The following is a 23,837-nucleotide window of genomic DNA, read 5'->3' as shown; positions in this document are numbered from 1 at the left end:
GATAAAAAGTCAACATCAATCTTTAATATTAATCAGAATAGACAAAAAGTATCCCTGAAGGTCGGAGAAATAAGAATTTTAGTAGTTAGATATACAGTGCGGTAGAAGGATAAAGTGAAACTTTTTCAGTGGGGGGTATATTAATTTTACGGTCAAGTTAATGCAGGATAAGGTGAAACTTTGATCAGTTCCTTGCTTCGTTGAATTTTGGGTAGGAGTCTTACTGCCCATTAATATGGAATAATGTAGAACTTTAGTCAATTAGGGTTTTCTTCATTCCCACTGATTATTAGTCTTCACCAATCGGTCAGTTAATGCGGGATAAAATCAGAGGACGGTAAATAACTAAGCCAATTACAAAAGAAAATGGCACGGAAGATATTTCCGTACCATCAAAAAACCAAAGCAACCGCTTCTTTAAGCTAATATTAAATTCAATAACCATTACAGCTCAAATTATAAGGCCTTCAATACTTTCAGCCTTTTAAACTTAGCTTTGCTACACACTCCACATGTGCAGAGTGTATTTGACAACATATGTGGTGTTGGTGGGTTTAATAATTATACAGGCTCGGTTCCCGCTCAAATGGCATCGAGCCTGTATTTTTTGGACTTCATTCGCACGAAGGAGTAATTTCATGAATATAAAGGCACCATACCTTATACATTAGAATCTTAGTAGTATGTTTTTGTATTAGGAACATGATGGTCTGAGACAACACTCCGCAAAATAATTCTGTTCTTCAGAGTCCATCGAATCCTTCTATTCTGTAATTAAACTGTAGGCAGAAATTTTCTTGATTTTTAAGGATACGAACATTGAGACAATGTAGGCTAAAATAAGAATGCCTACACATAGCATTAGAATAATCGGTAAATGAACGATAAAATCTAAACGTTTCACCCCTGCACTTGAAAGTAATACAGAAAGCATAGGGTTTGTATAAAAATATCCTAGTACACCACCAATGGCCACTCCAGTAATAATCATGGGTATAAAGCTGATGGAAATTTGATGCATCAATTGAATTGTTGAGTAGCCTATTGCTTTCATTACGCCAAACTCTTTCTTACGCTTAATAATCATCGTTTTGATGACCAGATACAGAATCATTACAACAACTAGAACGGTAATTGTCAGAACCATTGTCATAACTGCAAACACTGCAGCTGTATACATACCTGTTTGGCTCTCTATATTTTCAGCTATGTCTAACGTTTCTACTATATAATCTCCGTACTGTTCGTGGACGTTTTCGATAAAGTTTTGGTTTGATATACCATCTAGATATACATAAAGGGTCGTGCCTTTATAATCTGATTGTAATTGCTGAATTCCATCCATCGTTAATGCGGCTATTTGTCCTAAATTACCGATGGATTGGCTGAGGCCAGTTACTAGAAAACGAACTGTTTCAGTCCCATATTCTACTTCAACCGTATCGCCAATGCCTTTATTAATTTGATTTGATACAACCCAGGAGATGGATATTTCATTATCATATTTTGGCTGACGACCTTCGTAGACAACATTATTTTCGAACTGATTATAATTCTCCGTAACATTCGTAAATACAGTTTTATTATCAATTTTTGTTGAAATAAAATCGAAAATATTTACCTTACTTACTTGGTCCATTTGTTTAATGTGACTCAAAAGTTCTGTTGTATCTGCACCTGGTTTAACAGATATCATCACATTTGCTGGTTCTATGCCAAATAAGTTAACGAATGCGGTTTTGTCTGAAGCAATGTTGTAATAAAGTACCACTGAAAAAACAGATGCGAATGTTAATGCGATAATAATTAAAAGTATCATGATGTTTTGTTTTACATTTGACAGCATCGATTTAATAGCAAGTAAAAAATGAAGTCCACCTCCCGTATTCTCCAATGGAAAATAATTTTTTCTAAAACTGTGCGTTTGAATACCTCCACGCAGTGCCGTAATTGGGAGTATTTTCCGAACGCGGAAGGCGGAAATTAATGTAACAAATACAACACTAAAAGCAACAATGAAAATATTGGCTAAATTAATAATCATATCGAATTTCTGATACCATATTAATCCAGATAAAGATGAAATAATACTACCTATGAAAGGCATAAGACAATATGACAAGGCAACCCCTACCACACCTGCACTAAAAGCAATTAAAACAAACTGTAAAATAATTGACGATAGAATTTGCCTACTTGTATAGCCAATTGCTTTAAGTACTCCTATATTCGTCATCCCGTCTTCAATGCTATTTGATACACGATACTTAATGACAATTAGTGAAACAAGCACGATAATGGCTGCAAAAGCTACTAATATCATAGCTATGATGTTAATGGTCAACGTGCTCACATTTTTCACCATTTCAATATCTAACGTCCAAACATCACCTACTGTTGACTGTGGGAACTCCTTAATAAAATCATTTAGTAACTTTGTAGATTGTGTTTCGTCTTCCATCACTGCAGATATGATCAATCCTTCTGTTAGTTTGCCTAGTTCATCTGCTAACGTTTGATAAGAAATTTCTGGTAGCATGAATTTCATGATTCCAATGTTGGTCGTACCCATCATTGTTGTTTCAAAGAATCCAGCAATTCGAAAATCAAAGTCCTTGTTTTGATATGTGATGGTAAAATCTTCACCTAACTCATAACCACCATTTGTTTTAAAAATATAAGGAAGAAAAATATCATTAGCACTTGAAGTGTTTAGTTTTTCAACCAACTTCAACGCACCGATATTACGATGATCATCTGCATTAAAAATAGCGGTACTATTAGCAAATTCACTATCACCAAAATTATATTTGGCAATGTCCATTTTGATAATCTCTTCTGTTTCTGACTCTGTCACCCCAGGATATTTCGTTATAAATTCTCCATAACTTGAATTATAACTTGCATAATCCATCATAATTATTGCGTGAGGATCTTTTAATTGTTCAGCTTTACTATCAAAAAATGTATTGATTTGAGTAATGACCATTAAACCTATATTCAGAAGTAGCGCAGCAACTAAAATAAATGTAAATAAAGAAGCTGTTGCAGATTTACTTCTTCTAATATTAGCTAGGGCTAGATTCATGATTTTCACATTACCACCGCATTTCTGCAAGGAAAGCCCCGAGCTTTTCATGACGGTCAAAGTTTTCTTTCTCACTGTACGCGCCTAATTGCAGGTCACCGCAAATTACCCCATCTCGCAAATATAAAATTCGATTTCCGCGTAATGCTGTTTTCATATCATGAGTGACCATGACGATACTTTGCCCGTTTCGATTTTCACTTGTTAAAATATCTAACACACTCTCACTAGATGCAGAGTTTAATGCTCCGGTTGGTTCATCTGCAAAAAGTATTCTCGGACTGTTAATCAATGCACGAACAATCCCAACTCGTTGTGCCTCACCACCAGATAGTTGTGTTGGAAATTTAGACCATGCGCTTTCATTGATCCCTACTTGTGTTAATAATTCTTTCGCTTTTTGTACGAGTTCACGCTTATTTTTATTTACCAAAAGACCACTTGCCAGTACATTATCGAGTACACTCATATTGTCTAGTAAATATATTTGTTGAAAGACAAAACCACAATTGTTTCTTCTAAATATCGCTAGTTGGTCATTGTTTAATTTAGCTAAATTTTTACCAGCAAAATCGATTTCACCTAACGTTGGTTTATCCATGCCACTCATTGCGTAAAGTAAAGTGGATTTCCCAGATCCTGAACTACCCATTATAATTGTAAAATTCCTTTCAATTAAACTGATATCTAGATTTTTTAAAACATGTTGCTGAATTCCACCGCTAGAAAAAGTCTTACACAACTTTTCCGTTTTAATAATGATCTTTGTCATAATTAAATTTGCCACGCTCCCCTTTATTAATTTTTTTCAACCTAAAGAAAAAAGACCGTAATGAAGATTACAGTCTTAGCATACAAAATGAATTCTTATTAAGTCTTTGTGCATTTATTAACTAATTCTTAATTATCATGCAAGTTTGATTTTCAAGACTACTGTAAAACCATCTTCTCGGATAAAACAGCTAATTTGGCCATGCATATTTTCCATGAAGTACTTGGATATATATAGACCAAGGCCTGAGCCATTCTTGCCATCGACATTTTTCCCTCGATAATATTTATTGAACAGTAGAGGTAATTCTTCTTCACTAATGCCGGATCCGAAGTCTATAATGTGGAGTTCAAGATAATCTTGATTAATTTGAGACTTAATTGTGACCTTTGTTCCTGCATATTTATAAGAATTACTAATAATATTGTCTATTACCTGCTGCATACGTACGGGATCAGTTAAAATAATACATTGTGGAATTGAATCATAGACGATTTGATGGTCATAATTGACATTTTCAATCATATCAACAAGTACTTCGCTCGATTTTTCGGTTACCGTTAACTTTAACTGTTGCAGTTCTTCTAAAGTTGCGTGAAACATATCTGTAACAAGTAAATCAATTTGCTCTGCTTTCGAATAAATTGTATTTACTTGCTTAATGACCTTTTCATCCTTTGCTTGCACAAGCACCAATTCACTAACCGCTTTGATAGAAGCGACAGGCGTTTTAATATCATGACTTAATGTGGCCACAAGCTCTTTCTTACTACGGTTGGATTCATACTCTCTTTGACGTGCAGCATCAAGTTCTTCACGTAATAAATCAAAACTTTCCGTGAACGCACCAAAGTAATTGTTCTTGTCCATATTTAAAGGTATATCTAGATTGCCTCTAGCCACATTTGCTGCAAAAATCCGAAGCTGCTGAAACGGTTTCAATAACGTTCTATAAATATAGGTGATATATAGAATACTAATAATCATTAATAGACCAAAAATCAAACTTATGGATGTGACCAGTTCATTTTTCATTTGTTCCACTATTTCTTGTTCGTTATTGGAAATAATTACTTTCCCTACAATTTCGTTATTTTGTTTCAGATCTATGAATGTATCTCTATTTTTTATGGCATCGTATATATTGTTAAAGTGATTGCCTGGTGTTTGGTAAATCACGTTTCCCAATTGATCTATAATAGAAAATTGTTGTTTTATATCGCTACTGTGAAAAATTTCTTCACTAACTTGTCCCCAATTTTTTTCGACAATTTTAACCACATCATTTATGGCTACAAGATCCACTTCTGAAATATTTTTATTGTTAATAATGGTTATTGAGAAAGTAATTCCTACAGCAAAAACAACCAAAATCACAACAATTATCAGGTTTATTCTCATTGGTTGGTATCCTCTAACACATATCCTGTTCCCCATATCGTTTTTATAAATTGCGGGTCCTTTGGATTCTCTTCAATTTTCTCGCGTAAATGCCGAATATGTACATTTAGGGTCCCATCCCCTACAAAGGAATCTCCCCATACATTTTGAAATAATTCATCTTTTGTGATGATACGATTTTTATTTTTTGCCAAATACGAGAGAAGTTTATATTCCATCGTTTTTAGTTGAATATCCTTACCTTTTACTCGAACACGATGAAGTTTCATATCAATTTGGATCTGTCCAAACTCTAAAAATTCTTGCTGGTTGCTAGAACTACTGCCATACCTTTTGAGTACTGCTTTTACTTTTGCTAGTAACACACTTAATGTATATGGCTTTTGTATGTAATCGTCACCTCCTATGTTAAGCGCAATTAGCACGTCGTCATCACTAGAACGAGCACTTATAAATAGAATCGGAACCTGCGTTGTTTTACGCAATTTTTTACATAAATCAAACCCCGATTCATTACCAAGGTTGATGTCTAGAAGAATCAATAATGGTTCATGTTCTTCCAAAAAACGCTTACACTCCTCTGCACTCACCACAAATGCCGTTTTAACTTCGAACATATTAAAATACTCACAAGTTGTTTCAGCTAAAGCAATCTCATCATCAACAATTAAACAATCAAATTTCATCGTATATCTCCTAGAAAAATACTTTCCTACTTGTTTACAGGATAATTAAAGTATACATTAAATTCGAAAACGAAGTGTAAATTACTGGATTTATATAAAGAAGCAGATTTACAAAATTTTGTCCATTGAATATTGCACATCCACCTAAATTTGATATTCTTACCCATACCAGAAACTGCATTCACCAGAAAAAAAACAAAATATCCATAACTCTAAAACACACCAAAAATTTCACTTATATTTCAATTCACAACTTAAAAACAACCCTTGAAATTGCCTTCAATAAGTCATTTTCAAGGGTTTGATTATTATATAAGCTCTAACTTTTTTTGCGGTTACATTATTCTACCGTCCATCGTCAATCAACATTGTTTGGTACAAAGTCATCAAGCAATGCACGCACTTCATCTGTTGATTTTGTGTTCATCAATTGATTTCTTAATTCACCAGCTCCACGGTATCCTTTAACATAAATTTTGAAAAAGCGATGAAGCCCTGTGATTGAACGTGGTAGTGCTTCCGCATATTGATCTTGAAGATCAAGCTGCAGTCTTAAAAGATCAAGATACTCTTTACTGCTATGCTCTTTTGGCTCTTTTTCAAAAGCAAAAGGATTTTTAAAAATTCCTCGCCCGATCATAACGCCATCAATACCATATTGTTCAGCAAGCTGCAGCCCAGTTTGACGGTCAGGAATGTCTCCATTGATTGTTAGTAGCGTATTTGGTGCTATTTCATCACGTAATTTTTTAATGTCCGGGATTAGCTCCCAATGCGCATCTACCTGACTCATTTCCTTTCTTGTACGTAAATGAATAGTAAGGTTCGCAATATCCTGTTTTAAAATATGTGTTAGCCACTCTTTCCACTCGTCGACGTCCTTATAGCCAAGTCGAGTTTTTACACTGACAGGTAGCCCTCCCGCTTTAGCTGCTTGAATAAGCTCTGCCGCAACGTCTGGACGCAGAATAAGGCCACTACCCTTCCCTCTTGATGCCACATTCGGTACAGGGCAGCCCATATTAATATCGATGCCTTTAAATCCCATATCCGCCATACCAATACTCATTTGACGGAAAAATTCGGGATTATCCCCCCAAATATGTGCCACCATTGGCTGTTCATCTTCTGTAAAAATCAAACGGCCACGCACACTTTTCATGCCCTCTGGATGACAATAGCTATCCGAGTTTGTAAACTCTGTGAAAAATACATCCGGTCGACCGGCTTCACTTACTACGTGACGAAAAACTACATCTGTCACATCTTCCATTGGTGCAAGTACAAAAAATGGTCGTGGTAAATCACGCCAAAAATTATCTATCATTTCAAACTCAAATCCTCTCACTATGGATACAACTTCAAACTTTCGGTCAAAAGACATAAAGCCAAATGTTCCACTTCTTTTACACTTATATCATGCTTAATAACTTATTATCAAACACAAATACATTTGGACATTTATGAAAAAACTATTGTGAAAATCGGTACTGTTTATTTTAACGAAAATCGGTCCTGAATGGTATTTTTATAAACAAAAAAGCAGATGGTATAGATTTTTTCTATATCAACTGCTTTTCTATTAGTCCAACTCCAACCATGCGACAGCTTCACAATGTGCGGAGTGTATGTGGCAACACATGGGTGTTGGTGAAAGAACGAATTCCTTTAATAAGAATTCGTTCTTGATAAATGATTATATTAACTCCACACGTTTATTAGCAAACAGAGCCAGGCACTGTTCAGCATTAGTGATAGATAGGAAAATATGTCAGTCCGCTGTCATTCTTAATGACCTTTGGGCTAACGTCTAAATACGCATTAATGCGCCATTAGGCTTTGCTAAATCTTGAACTGTTATCTGGTTCATTTTACAAAAATGTTTAAAAAATTGTTGTGCCAGCTCTCGTTCCTCTGGGTTACTTCTCAACGAAACTATATCAAGTAAAATTTGAGCCATCCATAAATTATTAAAATAACGGTATTTACCTGTATTCCATGTCATTTTGTCGGGGGATTTTTCATTTACATAATATTGCCATAAAAGTAGCTGATCCGATTCCTGTTCTGTAAGTTGGAGTCTGTATTTTGAATGAGCAGGGATAATTCCATCTTCACAAAGCTTACCGATAAAATCTTCATTCACCATATAGACACCTAAGATACGTCTGTCTTTTTCAGGCATGCCGGAATCTATTGCTGTTAACAGGACAGCGCTATTTTGGTGCAAGCGGGTTGGTTTGTTTGGCCTCCCCTTGTTATTACCACTTTTTATTGTGCCTGAAAAAACCTTCCACTCTGAAAAAGAACTATTCTGTTCTTCTGTATCACACCTAAAAACCATTTGTGATTCTGGATGAAGTTTATGATGTTTCATAAGTTTTTCGTGTTCTAAGCGAAGTTCCTGGTTTTTTCGTTGTAGTTTTTTTTCCTCTTCCTTCTTCCATTCTTCCTCCTTTCGTTTTATTTCTTTTTTTTGTATTATTTTTTCAAGTGAATTAGCATCACTTTTATCATGTAGTGTTAGGTGCTTTCCAAATACATCAGGGAAAACAAACATTTTATTTTCCGATGCGAAATGTATTTCAATACTAGAATCATTATGTTTAACTATACTACCCATGCCAAAACGCTTGTGTGTAACTTTCTTATTGATTAGATTCATTATTCTAGTCCTCCTTATGGAATAAAAACTTGGTTACTATTAGATAGTAAATTAATAATTTTATTCAACTAACTTCCTTTAAAGCTCACATAACTGTTTTAATTTTTTTCTTCGGCTTAAATAAAAAAACGTACCCAAATTCTATCTGCAAAAAAGGACAGCGGAATTCGAAATACGATTTCAAAAAAACAATTGTAAGACTATTATAACATTTTTTAAATAAATTCACAAATTTATTATTGACAACTTATTTTATCATGAGGTAAAATGAAGATTTATTCTCTGGCACCCCTTGAAATAGCTATGAAATAAAGGCCTCCAAAAAGTCACGAAACTTCTGGAAAGCCCCTATAAATAACCACTTGATTACCGGTGATAAGCATAGGAGGGCTTCATGATATAAAATCAATACAAGCAATTCCTTTTCTAGAAAAGAAACGGATGGATTAATCCGTGTACTAATCATATATGCTGAACATGAGACATTTTCCAATTAAGTTCCATATAAAAGACCCCAATTTCGCAAAGGTTATTTGCAAGAAAATCAGGGGCGGGATTGAAATTGTCTATTTTTTCAAGTTATAGTATAGCTTTTAAATTCTCGGAATCGTTTGCGAATTACGTGTGTACTAGGTACATTATGAAAACTCCAAACACGCAACTACTTCACAATGTGTTGAGTACTGAGGATGGTGTATATGAAATAAAGCTGTAATAGACTCACCTTATATAAAATAAATCTATGCTAGTTTTATCTATTAAAGTTTACTCATTTGATAATGCAAATTTTATATGAGCTAAGTGATGCTCTTCGTGCCAAGCTAATTTTGCAACTTTTGTTGAAACTGTTATTTTACCGTTTGTTTGGTGAGTAAAAGCTCGATCTAATTGCTCTTCAGTTAAACTTTGTCCTAAAGATACGATACGCTCATTTATGCCTTCTAACATTTTAATAGAACTTTCTACAGGAAGCTCTGTATCCGGTTGAACAGCCCATTTTTCTTCTTCAAAAGCTGGAACTGTTGGATTGTCATCTGTTAAAGCCAGCTTCAAACGTTGATACATATTCAACTGAGAATCTGCAATGTGATGTACAAGTTGACAAACTGTCCATGCACCTTCACGATAAGTTTTGCTTAATTCCTCATCACTTAAAGAATCAACAGTTTCTCTTAGTCGAATTGTGTATGTTTCGATTTGCTTTAACCATTCTTGAACATTTTCAAATGCTACTTTTTCAGGAACTTGTAATTTTCCAATTGGGTATCTTACATCCATTTTCAAACCCCTTTTCCCTATGCTTTATTTACCATTTTTAGGTATTAACACTTAATATAGCAATCGGCTCAGTTGTTGTAAACATTCAACATAAAAACTACAAATGTTGAATTAGTTTTTACTGGTTTTGTAATATTTCCTCCAAATTTATTCACAAATAAAAACAGGATTTTTGTTGGGGACCCTTCCTTTAAAGAAATTCAAACTTGTAATTCTTTATAAATTTCAACCAAAAAGAGCGAATCCCTTTATTTGGAATTCACTCCTGTTTATTTCTACACTAAAGCCAACCAAGCAACCGCTTCACAATGCGTCGAATGCGGGAACATATCAACGGGTTGAACTTCCTGTGTTTTATAGCCCCCATCTTCTAAAATACGGAGGTCACGTGCTAATGTAGCTGGGTTACAGGACACATAAACAACACGCTGCGGACGTTGTTCTAAAATCGTCTTAAGTAGGGCCTCATCACAACCTTTACGTGGTGGGTCAACAACTAGTACATCGGCTTCTTTACCTTCCTTATACCAGCGAGGGATAACTTCCTCTGCTGGCCCAGCCTCGAAATACGTATTGGTAAAGCCATTTAATGCTGCGTTGCGTTTTGCATCTTCAATAGCTTGCGGTACAATTTCAACACCCATAACGGCTTTTGCTTTTTGTGCAAGGAATAAGGAGATGGTGCCTATTCCACAGTAAGCATCAATTACTCGTTCATCACCCTGTAAGTCAGCGTAGTCTAATGCTTGTTTGTATAGAACTTCAGTTTGCTCAGGGTTTACTTGATAAAATGAACGCGCTGAAATTTCAAAGCGAACACCGCCAATTGTATCAATAATAACGTCCTTGCCCCATAGGTTTACGGTTTCATCACCGAAAATGACGTTCGTTTTGTCACTGTTAATGTTTTGCATAATCGATGTGACATTCGGAACAAGCTTCTTTATTGCCGCAACTGCAGTTTCTTTTTGCGGGAATTTTTTCTTTTTAGTAACGAGAACAACCATGACTTCATCAGTTGCTCGTGCTTTACGAATGACTACATGGCGCAGCATTCCTTCATGTGTTAGCTCATTGTATGGTCGAATATCGACTGCAGCTAATTCCTGTTTCAAGCCTGCAAGTATAGCATCCGCTTCGCCTGTCTGAATCAAGCAACGCTCCATATCCACTATGCTATGTGTTTTCGTTTTGTAGAAACCTGCTATGGCTTGTCCTGCTTCATTTATCGAAAAAGGAATTTGCGCCTTGTTGCGATAATGCCAAGGTTCTTCCATACCCTTTACAGGTAGGACTGGTACATCAATTTTGCCAATGCGCTGCATGACATTTCGCACCATGTTTTCTTTCCACTTTAACTGCCCCTCATAGGACAGGTGCTGTAATTGGCAGCCGCCACATTGGACGAAATAATCACAAGGTGCCTCTACACGCTCTGATGAAGGCTTTATGATATCTATGACTTTGGCAAAGCCGTAGTTTTTTAATGTTTTTAGCACATGCACCTCTGTTGTTTCGTGAGGGAGTGCACCTTGAATAAATAACGGATAGCCATCGACTTTAGCTACGCCATTACCGTCATGCGTTAAGTCTTCTATATAAACTGTGAGTCGATCATTCTTTTTTACGGGTGCTGACATTCGAACATCCTCCATTTCAATCTCCTTATTGTAGCATGCAGTGGCAGATGAAAAAAGAACAAGGCTTGAATTTCTCAGGTATTGCTGGAAAGTAAAAGTTGCGAGCGGAGTGTTGACTTGGCTGATAGGAGCGATGCGTGCTCGAGCTGAGCGGTTACCCGGCTTTCAGGGGCGGTGTGGAACTCGAACTGAATGATAACTCGGCTTTCAGGGGAGGTGCCAAACTCTAGCTGAATGGTAACTCGGCTTTCAGGGGCGGTGCCAAACTCTAGCTGAATGGTAACTCGGCTTTCAGGGGCGGTGTGGAACTCGAACTGAATGGTAACTCGGCTGAACCGAGTAGTGTGGAACTTGAGCTGAGTGGTGTGGAACAGAGCTGAGCGGTAATACGCCTTACCCGAGCGGTACCAACCTCTACCTGAGCGGTAATATGCCTTACCTGAGCGTTCCCCAGCTCGACCTGAGCGATAATACGACTTACCTGAGCGTTCCTAACCTTCACCCGAGCTGTGGACTTCATTCACATAACTAGAGCTAAAAAAGAGCCGCTATTCGCGACTCTTTCCTTCGTTTTTGGTTGCATGGTGATCTTTTGGTGCCCACCAAAATGCAATGATAATCCCAATAATGACGACTATAAATGGTGCATAAAAAATGATAAAACTAGTCATTACTAAACCTCCTATGCGTGATTGTCTTCTTTTCCTGTTACATAATTTTTGTTGAACAAGAATAGTTTCAACAATAAATACAAGGATGGAATGAGCAGACATAATCCTAAAACAAACGCGATGATTAATGCGATCGCCATCTGAGTACTTGTAAAGCCATCGTATATCGTTAGATACGGATACAGTAAATATGGATATTGTGCAATACCATAAGCGAAGAATGCTACTGCAAATTGTGCGATTAAAAGACCTACTGCAAGTCCGTAGTTTTTACGCATCCATAATAGCAACACCGTGATGATAAATAGTACCGCTGAAATAGCAAACATCCACCATAAGTTCACCATATGACTATAACTTTCTGGGTTGATGGATTTCATTTCATACATAATCCCCAGTGCACTAATTATCAAAGGTAGTGCCCAAATAAGGGCGTATTTGCGCATTAAATTTGTTGCTTCTTTATCATTTGCTTTATGTGCGTACCACGTCAAAAACACGGCTGATATATACAATACTGCAGCAATGCTCAAGACAACAATACTCCAAGCAAATGTACTTGTGTACAATGTAAAATAATTCAGCACTGGTTGCCCGTTTACAATATCCACATAGCCACCACCTGCAATCGCAAAAACGACAGAGAGCGATGCCGGAATGAGTAAACCTGCCACACCGTAGGTTAGCGTGTAACCGATATGTCCACGTGAACCGTATGCCTCAAACGCATAGTACGAGCCTCGAATCGCCAGCAATACGACCGAAATGCTGACTGGTATAAGTAAGATGGTCCCATAGTAAAAGGCTGTTTGCGGGAAAAAACCTACAATCCCTACAAAGAAAAATACTAAAAAGACGTTTGTAACTTCCCACACTGGCGATAAATAGCGTTTAATAATATTTGTTAAAATATGATTTTTCCCGATCAGTAAACTATATGCATTAAAAAAACCTGCGCCAAAATCTATTGATGCTACAATCACATAGCCAAATAGGAAAATCCACAACACCGAAATTCCTAGAATCTCTAATGTCATAAGATATCACCGCCTTTTTCAGAATGGCGATCTTCAATTTCACGTTCGATTGGGTTCTTTTTAAACATACGAATTAATACCACAATACTTCCAATTCCTAATACTGCATAAACGCCCGAAAATAACATCAGCATTAAATCCACATGATCGCTTGTAGTAGCGCCCTCTGGTGTACGCATTAATCCATATAAAATCCACGGCTGACGCCCTACCTCAGCGAGCCACCACCCTGCTTCAATTGCAATAATTGTCAGTGGACCGCCTGCAACAATAATCCAGCGATACCAGCGAGCATGTATGAATTGCCAACCACGTGCTTTCCCAAACACATAAAGTAACGATACTAACATCATGAACATGCCAATAAAGACCATGATATTGAATAAATAGTGAATATAAAGTGGAGGACGATCCTCTTCTGCAAATTGATCTAAACCGATTACTTCTGCCATTGGATTATTATGCGCTAAAATACTTAATGCATAAGGTACTTTAATGGCATATTTAACTTCGCCATCTTGCATTATTCCTAGTAAAATAAGTGATGCTTTATCTTCCGTTTCAAAATGCCACTCAGCTGCCGCTAATTTTTCTGGTTGATATTCTGCTAAATACTTTCCAGAGAAGTCACCAATAATGGCTGCTGCAATGGAGAAGACTAAACCAACCTTCATAAGTAATAATAATGCTTTTTTATGATATACATGATTCGACCCTTTTAACATACGGAAACCTGCAATGGCTGCTAATACAAATGCGGCTGTCATATATGCTGTAACGAGTACATGGGCTACCTTTGTCGGCATCGCTGGGTTCAACATCGCTATTAAAGGTTTTATATTAACAAGCTGCCCATCAACAATGTCAAAGCCCTGGGGTGCATTCATAAACGCATTGACAATCGTTATAAATACTGCGGACATAGAAGCACCCACCGCTACTGGTATTAGTAATAGCATATGTTTTTTCTGACTGTCAAAGCGATCCCAAGTGTATAAGTATATGCCTAAGAAAATAGCTTCAAAGAAAAATGCAAACGTTTCCAAAAATAATGGTAATGCAATTGTTTGACCTGCTAGTTGCATAAAATTCGGCCAGAGTAGTGATAATTGCAAGCCAATCGCAGTTCCTGTTACGACTCCTACTGCAACCGTAATTACGAAGCCACGCGCCCACCGTCTCGCCAATAAAATGTAGTGCTCATCATTCTTTTTATATCCAGTCCATTGTGCAATCATAATCATCAGCGGTACACCTACACCTATCGTCGCGTAAATAATATGGAAAGATAGGGTCAGTTCCGTTAATGCTCTACTCCAAAAGACTGCTGATTCATTCACCATTTCTTTGCCCTCCTAACTTCCGAATACTTTCCCAAGTATGGAAAGTAGCATGATAATCGCAACACCAAAACTTAACCACATAAGCTTTTTTTCTTGTGACTTATACAAAGGCAACACTTCCTTTCCCATACCCTCATTTTCCACTATTGCAACGAAAAAAACCTTTATAATGGACCGAAATTTCAGCCTATTATAAAGGTTTCAAATTTTGTTCAAGTAATATACGCACATTCGCCAAACATTTTTCTTATTTCGTTCACAATCCCCAATTTATAGGAAATTAATGATACCTTGCTGTACCTACTCTATAAATAAAAACTAAAATCAGTATTCATCTCACGATAAGGAGAGATGAATACTGATTAAATTAAATACGGTCTTCCTCGCGAATATCCTCTATTGGTACAAATATTTCAATATGGCGCTTTAAATTTTCAAACGTTGCAGGCGCATCTCCACCATATTCCCCATCTAGGTTTAAATGGACTTCATTTTCTGTAGTCACCTTCACGACACTTGCTTTTTTGTAAATCACGCGATCATCATTTAAATGTTCGCCTCTTAACGCCATTGCAGCAAGCTGTATAAACTCGGGAAGGCTCACTTTTTTCAATACAAGTAATGTGAAGTAGCCATCATTAATGCTTGCATCAGGTGCTAATTTTTCAAAGCCACCAACAGAATTGGTTAAACCGCATAAAAACATCATTGCATCTCCATCAAATACCTCACCATCATATTCAATGCGCATATGAGATGCTTTAATAGATGGAATCATTTCGACGGCTTTTACATAATAAGCTAATTGCCCTAGCATTGTTTTCATTTTGCTTGGTACTTCATACGTTAGCTCCGTAATACGCCCTCCAGCAGCAATATTGATGAAATAGCGTTCTCCATTTAATAATCCAACATCGACTGGTAACGTATCGCCTTTAATAATGATTTCTACGGCTTCATCAATATTTCTTGGAATATGCACAGCACGCGCAAAATCATTAGTTGTACCCATTGGAATAAGACCCACTTTCGGGCGCTTTTCAAATGTACTCACACCTGAAACAACTTCATTTAGCGTACCATCTCCACCAACTGCTATGATAATATCAAAGCCGCGCTCTACTGCGTTTTTTGCTGCATATGTTGCATCACCTTCGCATGTTGTTGCGTGACATGATGTTTCATAGCCAGCTACCTCAAGTTTTTCTAATACTTCTGGTAGATGCTTTTTAAACACTTCACGTCCAGATGTAGGATTATAAATGATTCTTGCTCGTTTCATAACATACCTTCCTGCTTCATAAGATTCTATTTTCTCTCAACGAATTAGCTGTTGAAATGTTGCATTGCTTCTACTTACATTATTGGTTACGGAAACACTTACAGCCAATAGCGTAAGCTTCATTTAAAGTTACCTCTTATTGCAATAACGCTGTAACCTGTTTCTTGAAATCTTCGTAAACAAATGTCCAAAACGCCTTGTTCGTCATATTTTCTTCGCGAATTTCAGCATATAGCGCTTTTTGAGCTTCCTCAAATGTAGGGTCTTCTTTGTCTGGTAAGCTCGCGCGTTTGTTGACAACATACTCCTGTAATTCTGGAGCACGTGGTCCCCATTTGCCAATAACTTGGCCAGCATCGTTTAATAATACATACATTGGAATCGCACGTCCACCATTTGTTAAATAGCGGTCAATTAAATCTGTATCTGCATCACGTAATACCGCACGCATGTCTAATCCTGCTGCCTCAGCTATACGGCGAATAATTGGATTATTTAACATAGCGTCACCGCACCAATCTTCCGTGATTGTTAAAATTTTTGGTTGCTTGTCCTTCAATAGTTCGATAAATCCATCATTAGTTGGCACTTCAAAACCATCATAAATACGGAAGCTATCCTCTTTTAGTGTCTCCATCTTATCCATATATTGTTGTATTGTTAATGCTTCATTGAAATATTGTTGTTCAGTTTTCATGAGTTAATTCCCCCTAATAATTGTAATGTTTCTATTCTATATTTTGCTATGAATACTCTTTTTAGACAACTATTAAGTGCTAATTTTATTAGTATGTACATTTTTTACATATAAAAAGCCAAGAAAGCTATGACACTCTCTTGGCTTATTTTAACAATACGCAATTAACGTTTTGCGATTTCTTGTTGTAATAATTTATTTACCATTGGTGGGTTCGCTTGACCTTTAGTTGCTTTCATTATTTGACCAACTAAGAAACCAATCGCACGATCTTTACCATTTTTAAAGTCTTCGATTGATTGTGCATTGTTATCTAACACTTCTGACACGATAGCTAGTAACGCACCTTCATCAGAAATTTGCACTAAACCTTTTGCTTTAACTATTTCTTGTGCAGAGCCACCGTTTTCTACTAATTCAGCAAAGACTTTTTTACCGATTTTAGAAGAAATCGTGCCATCTGAGATTAATTTCACCATACCTGCAAGGTTTTCTGGTGTTAGAGCTGTATCTTTCAGCTCCTTTTGCTCTGCGTTTAAATAAGCAGAAACATCACCCATTAACCAGTTTGCAGAAAGCTTGGCATCTGCCCCATCCACTATCATTGCTTCAAAGAAGTCTGAGATTTCTTTTGAAATAACAAGAACACCAGCATCATAAGCGGTTAAGCCAAGTTCTGATTCATAGCGTGCTTTCCGAGCATCAGGAAGCTCAGGAATTTCTGATTTTACGCGCTCTAACCATTCATCGTCGATTGACAGACGTACTAAGTCTGGTTCTGGGAAGTAACGGTAATCATCTGTTCCTTCTTTAACACGCATAAGAATTGTTTTACCTGTTTTCTCATCAAAGCGGCGAGTTTCTTGCTCAATAACTCCACCTGAAAGAAGTACATCTGCTTGGCGTAATTCTTCGTGCTCTAAACCACGACGAACAAAGTTAAAGGAATTCAGGTTTTTAAGCTCTGTTTTTGTACCGAACGCTTTTTGGCCGTATGGACGAATAGAAATGTTGGCATCACAACGAAGTGATCCTTCCTCCATACGTACGTCAGAAACGCCTGTATATTGAATGATTGACTTTACTTTTTCAAGATACGCATAGGCTTCGTTTGGTGTACGAATGTCTGGTTCAGAAACGATTTCTACAAGTGGTGTACCTTGACGGTTGAAGTCAACTAATGAATGATCACCTGCGTGAGAAAGCTTACCAGCATCTTCTTCCATATGAAGTCGTGTAATACCGATACGTTTTGTATAACCGTCTACTTCAATATCAACCCAACCATTTTTACCGATTGGCTTATCAAACTGTGAAATTTGGTAAGCTTTCGGATTATCTGGATAGAAGTAGTTTTTACGGTCGAACTTCGTTTCTTGTTCGATTTCCATGTTTAACGCTAGTGCAGCGCGCATTGCATAGTCAACAACATTTTTATTTAACACCGGTAATACGCCAGGGTAACCAAGGTCGATTACAGATGTGTTTGTATTTGGCTCAGCACCAAAATGGTTTGGCGAAGCAGAGAAAATTTTCGATTCAGTTTTCAACTCAACGTGAATTTCTAAACCTATTACTGTTTCAAAGTTCATGTTATTTTCCCTCCCAAATTTGAGGAACTTGTTTATGGAACTCTGTTGCTTGTTCAAAAGCATGAGCTGTACGGTAAATAGTTGCTTCATCGAAGTGTTTACCGATAATTTGTAAGCCTAGAGGTAGACCATTTTCAGAGCCACAAGGGATTGAAATCGCTGGTACACCTGCTAAGTTAATAGGAATTGTTAAAATATCGTTCGCGTACATTGTCATTGGATCATCTACATTTTCACCAATTTTAAATGCTGGTGTAGGTGAAGTTGGTCCAATAATTACGTCAAAATCTTCGAAAACTTTGTCGTAGTCTGCTTTGATCAGTGTACGTGCTTGCTGTGCTTTTTTGTAATAAGCATCGTAAGTACCTGCACTTAGAGAGTAAGTACCAAGCATAATACGACGTTTTACTTCATCACCAAAGCCTTGTGCACGAGTTTCTTTGTAAAGGTCCATTAAGTTTTCAACATTTTCAGCACGGAAGCCGTAACGGATACCGTCAAAACGTGAAAGGTTAGAAGACGCTTCAGAAGAAGATAAGATATAGTAAGCAGCAAGTGCATATTTTGAGTGAGGAAGAGAAACTTCTTCTACTGTTGCACCTAAGCCTTTTAGTACTTCTAATGCATCCAGAACAGATTGACGTGCTGCCTCACCAACACCTTCACCAAGGAATTCCTTCGGCACAGCGATACGTAAGCCTTTTACATCGCCTGTAAGCGCTGCTGCAAAGTTTGGTACTTCGACGTTTGCTGAAGTTGAATCGTTTGCATCTAAACCTGAGATTGCTTCAAGTAAAAGTGCATTGTCTTCAACGTTACGAGTAATTGGCCCAATTTGGTCTAAAGAAGATGCAAATGCCACAAGACCAAAACGAGATACTCGGCCATATGTAGGTTTCATTCCTACAACGCCACAATAAGCAGCTGGTTGACGGATTGAACCACCTGTGTCTGAACCAAGGGAGAATGGCACTTCGCCTGCTGCTACTGCTGCGGCAGATGCACCTGAAGAACCACCTGGTACATGATTTAAGTTCCATGGATTTTTTGTTGTTTTATAAGCTGAGTTTTCGTTTGAAGAACCCATAGCGAATTCGTCCATGTTTAATTTACCGATTGTAATCATACCGGCTTCACGTAATTTTTTAACGACTGTTGCATCATAAATTGGCATGAAACCTTCAAGAATTTTAGAAGCACATGTAGTTTCTAAACCTTCTGTTACGATGTTATCTTTAACACCAATCGGAAGACCAAAAAGTGGTCCACGCTCTTCAAATGGAACCTTGTCCATTTCAGCTGCTTGTGCAGTTGCTTTTTCTTCGTTTGAAGCTAGGAATGCTTGTACATCGCCATCCAGCTTTGCAACACGTTCATATGCTTCTTTTGTTAAGTCAGCGATTGTTAAGTTACCCGCTTTTATGTCAGCTTGTAGCTCCTTTGCTGAACGTTCAAATAACGTCATGAGGAATCCTCCTATGTTTTAGTATTACATGATAGCTGGTACTTTGACTTGACCATCTTCTTGTTCTTTTACGTTTAACATCATCACTTCACGGTCTAAACCTTTTGTTGCCACGTCTTCACGCATTACATTAACTAGTGGTAATACATGTGTTGTTGGTTCAACATTTGTTGTGTCTAGCTCGTTTAATTGCTCTGCGAAGTCTGTGATTTTACCAAGTTGCTCAGCAAATTTTTCTGCCTCTTCTTCAGTTATTGCAAGACGTGCTAAATTTGCAACGTGCTTAACCTCTTCTTTTGTTAATTTCGCCATTTTTTACACCTCCGAATAGTAATCAGATTCATTGTTTTTATTGATAACAATAGGGCTGAATAAAGTTAACCATGCAAATTATCATAACATTTTTCGTATTAAAAATCACAACTTTCACCAAAAATATAGAAACTTTCACTACCGTGACAAAGTGTCGTCTATAGATGTCACAGTCTGTTGGAACTGAAGAAAAAAGTCCCTGTGAAAACAAAACTTTAGCCCCATCAGGCAACGATTAACTAGATTTGAACATTACCAGATGTAGTTTGGTCGATTCTGTTGTGAAGCTGAGCGTTGGTTGTCTGGAGCCGAGCATTGCTTGACTCTACCTGAGCGTTGCTGGACTCTACCTGAGCGTTACTGAACTCTACCCGAGCGTTACTGAACTCTACCTGAGCGTTGCTGAACTCTACCCGAGCGTTGCTGAACTCTACCCGAGCGTTGCTGAACTCTACCTGAGCTTTACTTCCCTCTACCCGAGCGTTGCCCAACTTTACCTGAGCGTTACTTCCCTCTACCCGAGCATTGCCAACTTTACCTGAGCGTTACTTCCCTCTACCCGAGCGTTGCCCAACTTTACCTGAGCGATACTCTCCTGAACCCGAGCTTTGCTTGTCTGGACCCGAAAACATGCTTGCTCATAAAAATATAGCCAGCACAAGGCTGACTATATTTTAGTCATAAATATGGACAAATGGGTCTTTTTCATTAGCTTCTTTCATAATTAACGCCTCTGGGCCATTTATCGATGTAATACTCACTTCTACGTTTATATTACCGAATTGATTGATCAGTACGCCCGTCAAATATTGTGTAAATCCTCTAATTTCAGCTGTGCCAAAAAATTGGATAGGAATTTCTATTTTTAGTTTTTGTATTTTCTTATTTTGATAGAAGCCTGTTCCAATAACACTTGTGTAATTGGCGAAATATTTATCAACGTCTTGCTTAAAATTTTTGAAGTTATTGCTAACATCCCGATAAACATCAAGTGATTCATCTGTTGGGAACATTACATATTCTTCATCAATGGCTTGCCAATCACCTAAATCACTTTGGCCTTCTTTTGCTACACCGTAAGTGAAATAGGCTCCTGGAATAATTTCATTGCGGGCCTGTTGTTTAAACAACCCAACAACAATTGGCACATCCTTTAGCTCATCACGTGAACGCATACGAGAAACAATTTCTGCAGCCATCTTTTTCCCTTGCTCAATAAGTGCTGCTTCTGGAATTGGTTCTTCATAATATTCACCATATTTTTCTTTTTGGTAATAATAAATAGAATTCAGTGCAAGGCCTATGGAAATACCGCCTAGCTTAACTTTATTATCATCGGTTTTAGTTAAATAATTTTGCTCAACAATATGGGCTAAATAAACAGGTGCCTTCGTTGCACGTTCCTCAGCTGTCATTGTATCGGTTGTTGGCGGATTTAAACCGTCTTCTTTTTGTGAACTACGCGCAAGCCAATCTTTTACTGTGCTTTCTGCTAAATATTGACCTTCTTGGAAGTAGTAATTTTCAGTATCAAACTCATTTTGAGAAAGACGCATTAATCCTGTCTCTACTTCCTTCATATCATATTTCGTATAAATATTTGAAATGACTAACCCGCGACTTGCACTTTCTTTATAGGGAATTAGTGTTTTATAAAAAGATTCATCAATTTGTAAGCTTGGAATAATCGTTGTTTCCGCTTTTTCCTGTTGCGTCTCCTGTGTAAGCTCTGTCTCCTTCTTATTAGAAGGCACACAGCCGACTAGCATTGCAGCAGCTACTATTGCTGGAATGAGTCGAAATGACTTCATTATTTTAGTACTCCTTTACTAATTGGCAGATTTTTTGTTCAGTTCCTAATTGTTTGGGGAAATAGAAATTTTTTTATTACTGAATAAAGCTAAGTTGTTCTACTAGGCGGTCTTCATTCCAAACGTCAATGCCTAATTGTTCGGCTTTTGTCAGTTTAGAACCTGCATCTGTCCCAGCAATGACAAGGTCAGTTTTTTTGCTGACACTTCCTGTGACAATACCACCTAACTCTTCTATTTTCGCCTTTGCTTCATTCCGTGTCAATTGCTCAAGTTTACCAGTTAAGACAATCGTTTTTCCCGCAAATGGATTGTCCCCTATTGCGACTTCTACCTTTTTACCTTTATATGTCATATTTACACCAACTTCAGCTAGGCGAGCAATGACTGCACGTGCATCTTCGTTGGCAAAATACTCTACGAGTGATGACGCCATTTTATCGCCAATTTCATGAATTGCCACGAGTTGTTCCTCTGTAGCTGCCATAACCGCTTCCATCGTTTCGAATTCCTCTGAGACAATTTTTGCCGCTTTTTCACCAACGTGTCGTATACCTAAACCGATTAGTAGGCGCTCCATTGAATTATCCTTAGATGTTTGAATGGCATTTACTAAATTCGTTGCTGATTTTTCACCCATACGTTCCAGCTCAACAAGTTGCTCTATTGTTAAGTGATATAAATCGGATACGTCATGGATTAAATCTGCGCGCAGTAATTGCTCAACAACCTTCTCACCAAGACCGTCAATATTCATGGCGTTACGTGAGACAAAATATTTAATGCTCTCGGCAATTTGTGCAAAACAGGCTGGGTTCACACAGCGCAGGGCTACTTCGCCCTCTATTCGAATCAGTTCACTATCGCACACAGGACAATTTGCAGGCATTTCATAAGGGACAGAACTCTCTGGTCGTTGCTCCATTAATACACCGACAACTTGTGGAATAATATCACCAGCTTTTCGGATTACGACTGTATCCCCAATGCGAATATCCTTGTCACGAATTAAATCTTCATTGTGTAAAGAAGCGCGTTGCACTGTCGTACCAGCCACCTGTACAGGCGTTAAAATAGCAGTGGGTGTGACAACGCCTGTTCGCCCTACAGTTAAATCGATATCTAGTAAAGTTGTGATGACTTCTTCCGCAGGGAATTTATAGGCAATCGCCCAACGTGGACTTTTAGCGGTATAGCCAAGTTCATCCTGCTGTGCATACCGATCCACCTTAATGACGATACCGTCAATTTCGTAAGCTAAATTCGGACGGTTCTCAGTCCATTTTTCGATAAAGGCTAATACTTGATCGATTGATGTACAGTGTTGACGCTCTTTATTTGATGGCAAACCAAGCCCCTCTAAATAATCAAGCATCTCTCCGTGTCCATCAATACCATACGCTTCACCGTCTCCACCAATTGAGTAGATAAAGGTGGATAATTGACGGCTCGCTGCTATTTTAGGGTCCAGTTGACGTAAAGAGCCAGCAGCGGCATTACGCGGGTTTGCAAATAATTCTTCTCCATTCTCAGCTCTTTGGGAATTGAGCTTTTCGAATGATTTTTTCGGCATATACGCCTCACCGCGTACTTCAATGGTAAGTGGCTCTTTTAATCGAAGTGGCACCGCACGAATCGTTCTTAGATTTGCTGTTATATCCTCACCAATAATACCGTCACCACGTGTCGCTCCCTGAACAAAAACACCATTGTCATATTTTAAGGAAATGGCAAGACCATCAATTTTCAGCTCGCATACATATGAAAATTTGTCACCAATTGCTTGACTGATTTTACGGTCAAACTCACGTATGTCTGCTTCATTAAAAGCGTTTGATAGGCTTAACATCGGATAATCGTGTGTTACTTTTTTAAACCCCTCTACGACAACACCACCAACTCGCTGTGTCGGCGAATCGGGATAGATAAGTGATGGATTCGCTTCTTCTAATGCAATGAGTTCGTGTAATAGTTGATCATATACGCTATCTGCAATGATAGGATTATCCAGTACGTAATACGCATACCCATATTCATGCAATAACTTGTTTAACTCCGCGATGCGCTGTTCAATTTCGTTCATTTAAGTTCCTCCGC

At 37.7% G+C, this 23,837-nt stretch carries 18 protein-coding genes; all 18 read right to left on the bottom strand.

Going from position 1 to position 23,837, the window contains the following annotated elements; translation table 11 throughout:
* Window positions 1-763: 763 nt before the first annotated feature.
* The 18 genes from ACOMCU_RS18460 to ligA all read right to left on the bottom strand — a co-directional run bounded on the left by ACOMCU_RS18460 (window position 764) and on the right by ligA (window position 23,823).
* Entirely contained in the window at window positions 764-3,118 is a 2,355-nt protein-coding gene (locus tag ACOMCU_RS18460) for an ABC transporter permease (protein WP_421050986.1), read from the bottom strand.
* Complete coding sequence (locus tag ACOMCU_RS18455; protein WP_421050985.1) at window positions 3,099-3,875, bottom strand: ABC transporter ATP-binding protein; 777 nt, start codon at window positions 3,873-3,875, stop codon at window positions 3,099-3,101. The genes ACOMCU_RS18460 and ACOMCU_RS18455 overlap by 20 nt, the downstream gene beginning before the upstream one ends.
* Window positions 3,876-3,995: 120 nt before the next feature.
* Window positions 3,996-5,261, bottom strand: coding sequence for a HAMP domain-containing sensor histidine kinase (locus tag ACOMCU_RS18450; protein ID WP_421050984.1), 1,266 nt, complete (start codon window positions 5,259-5,261; stop codon window positions 3,996-3,998).
* Window positions 5,258-5,947, bottom strand: coding sequence for a response regulator transcription factor (locus tag ACOMCU_RS18445; RefSeq protein WP_421050983.1), 690 nt, complete (start codon window positions 5,945-5,947; stop codon window positions 5,258-5,260). Before ACOMCU_RS18445 ends, ACOMCU_RS18450 begins: the two co-directional genes overlap by 4 nt.
* 358 nt (window positions 5,948-6,305) lie before the next feature.
* Window positions 6,306-7,274 (bottom strand): tRNA dihydrouridine synthase, encoded by a 969-nt coding sequence (locus ACOMCU_RS18440; RefSeq protein ID WP_421050982.1) that lies wholly within the window; start codon window positions 7,272-7,274, stop codon window positions 6,306-6,308.
* A gap of 483 nt (window positions 7,275-7,757) precedes the next feature.
* The gene (locus ACOMCU_RS18435) at window positions 7,758-8,612 is read right to left on the bottom strand and encodes a malate synthase (RefSeq protein WP_421050981.1); all 855 of its coding nucleotides are present in this window, start codon (window positions 8,610-8,612) and stop codon (window positions 7,758-7,760) included.
* Window positions 8,613-9,377: 765 nt separating this feature from the next.
* Window positions 9,378-9,890 carry a YfiT family bacillithiol transferase gene (locus tag ACOMCU_RS18430; RefSeq protein ID WP_421050980.1) on the bottom strand — a complete coding sequence of 171 codons (513 nt, stop codon included), beginning with the start codon at window positions 9,888-9,890 and terminating at the stop codon, window positions 9,378-9,380.
* A 275-nt stretch (window positions 9,891-10,165) separates the two neighbouring features.
* Entirely contained in the window at window positions 10,166-11,530 is a 1,365-nt protein-coding gene (rlmD, locus tag ACOMCU_RS18425) for a 23S rRNA (uracil(1939)-C(5))-methyltransferase RlmD (RefSeq protein WP_421050979.1), read from the bottom strand.
* Between the two features lie 548 nt (window positions 11,531-12,078).
* Window positions 12,079-12,201 carry a cytochrome bd oxidase small subunit CydS gene (gene cydS, locus ACOMCU_RS18420; protein WP_010857161.1) on the bottom strand — a complete coding sequence of 41 codons (123 nt, stop codon included), beginning with the start codon at window positions 12,199-12,201 and terminating at the stop codon, window positions 12,079-12,081.
* 11 nt (window positions 12,202-12,212) lie between these two features.
* Entirely contained in the window at window positions 12,213-13,238 is a 1,026-nt protein-coding gene (locus ACOMCU_RS18415; RefSeq protein WP_010857160.1) for a cytochrome d ubiquinol oxidase subunit II, read from the bottom strand.
* Complete coding sequence (locus ACOMCU_RS18410) at window positions 13,235-14,581, bottom strand: cytochrome ubiquinol oxidase subunit I (protein WP_421050978.1); 1,347 nt, start codon at window positions 14,579-14,581, stop codon at window positions 13,235-13,237. Before ACOMCU_RS18410 ends, ACOMCU_RS18415 begins: the two co-directional genes overlap by 4 nt.
* Before the next feature lie 367 nt (window positions 14,582-14,948).
* Complete coding sequence (locus ACOMCU_RS18405; protein ID WP_010857157.1) at window positions 14,949-15,863, bottom strand: diacylglycerol kinase; 915 nt, start codon at window positions 15,861-15,863, stop codon at window positions 14,949-14,951.
* Window positions 15,864-15,999: 136 nt separating this feature from the next.
* A complete protein-coding gene (locus ACOMCU_RS18400; RefSeq protein ID WP_010857156.1) occupies window positions 16,000-16,560 on the bottom strand; it encodes a thioredoxin family protein in 561 nt (186 codons plus the stop codon).
* A 164-nt stretch (window positions 16,561-16,724) separates the two neighbouring features.
* Complete coding sequence (gene gatB, locus ACOMCU_RS18395; protein ID WP_421050977.1) at window positions 16,725-18,152, bottom strand: Asp-tRNA(Asn)/Glu-tRNA(Gln) amidotransferase subunit GatB; 1,428 nt, start codon at window positions 18,150-18,152, stop codon at window positions 16,725-16,727.
* Window position 18,153: 1 nt separating this feature from the next.
* Complete coding sequence (gene gatA / locus ACOMCU_RS18390) at window positions 18,154-19,617, bottom strand: Asp-tRNA(Asn)/Glu-tRNA(Gln) amidotransferase subunit GatA (RefSeq protein ID WP_010857154.1); 1,464 nt, start codon at window positions 19,615-19,617, stop codon at window positions 18,154-18,156.
* Between the two features lie 24 nt (window positions 19,618-19,641).
* Window positions 19,642-19,929 carry an Asp-tRNA(Asn)/Glu-tRNA(Gln) amidotransferase subunit GatC gene (gatC, locus tag ACOMCU_RS18385; protein ID WP_010857153.1) on the bottom strand — a complete coding sequence of 96 codons (288 nt, stop codon included), beginning with the start codon at window positions 19,927-19,929 and terminating at the stop codon, window positions 19,642-19,644.
* 674 nt (window positions 19,930-20,603) lie between these two features.
* Window positions 20,604-21,740 (bottom strand): CamS family sex pheromone protein, encoded by a 1,137-nt coding sequence (locus ACOMCU_RS18380; protein WP_010857151.1) that lies wholly within the window; start codon window positions 21,738-21,740, stop codon window positions 20,604-20,606.
* 76 nt (window positions 21,741-21,816) lie between these two features.
* Entirely contained in the window at window positions 21,817-23,823 is a 2,007-nt protein-coding gene (gene ligA, locus ACOMCU_RS18375; protein ID WP_421050975.1) for an NAD-dependent DNA ligase LigA, read from the bottom strand.
* Window positions 23,824-23,837: the final 14 nt, after the last annotated feature.

It is taken from the genome of Lysinibacillus sp. UGB7, assembly GCF_049058285.1.
GTDB classification, from domain to species: Bacteria; Bacillota; Bacilli; order Bacillales_A; family Planococcaceae; genus Lysinibacillus; species Lysinibacillus sphaericus_B.
The sequence above is the reverse complement of the archived record's forward strand: the minus strand, read 5'-3'. Positions and strand labels throughout refer to the sequence as shown.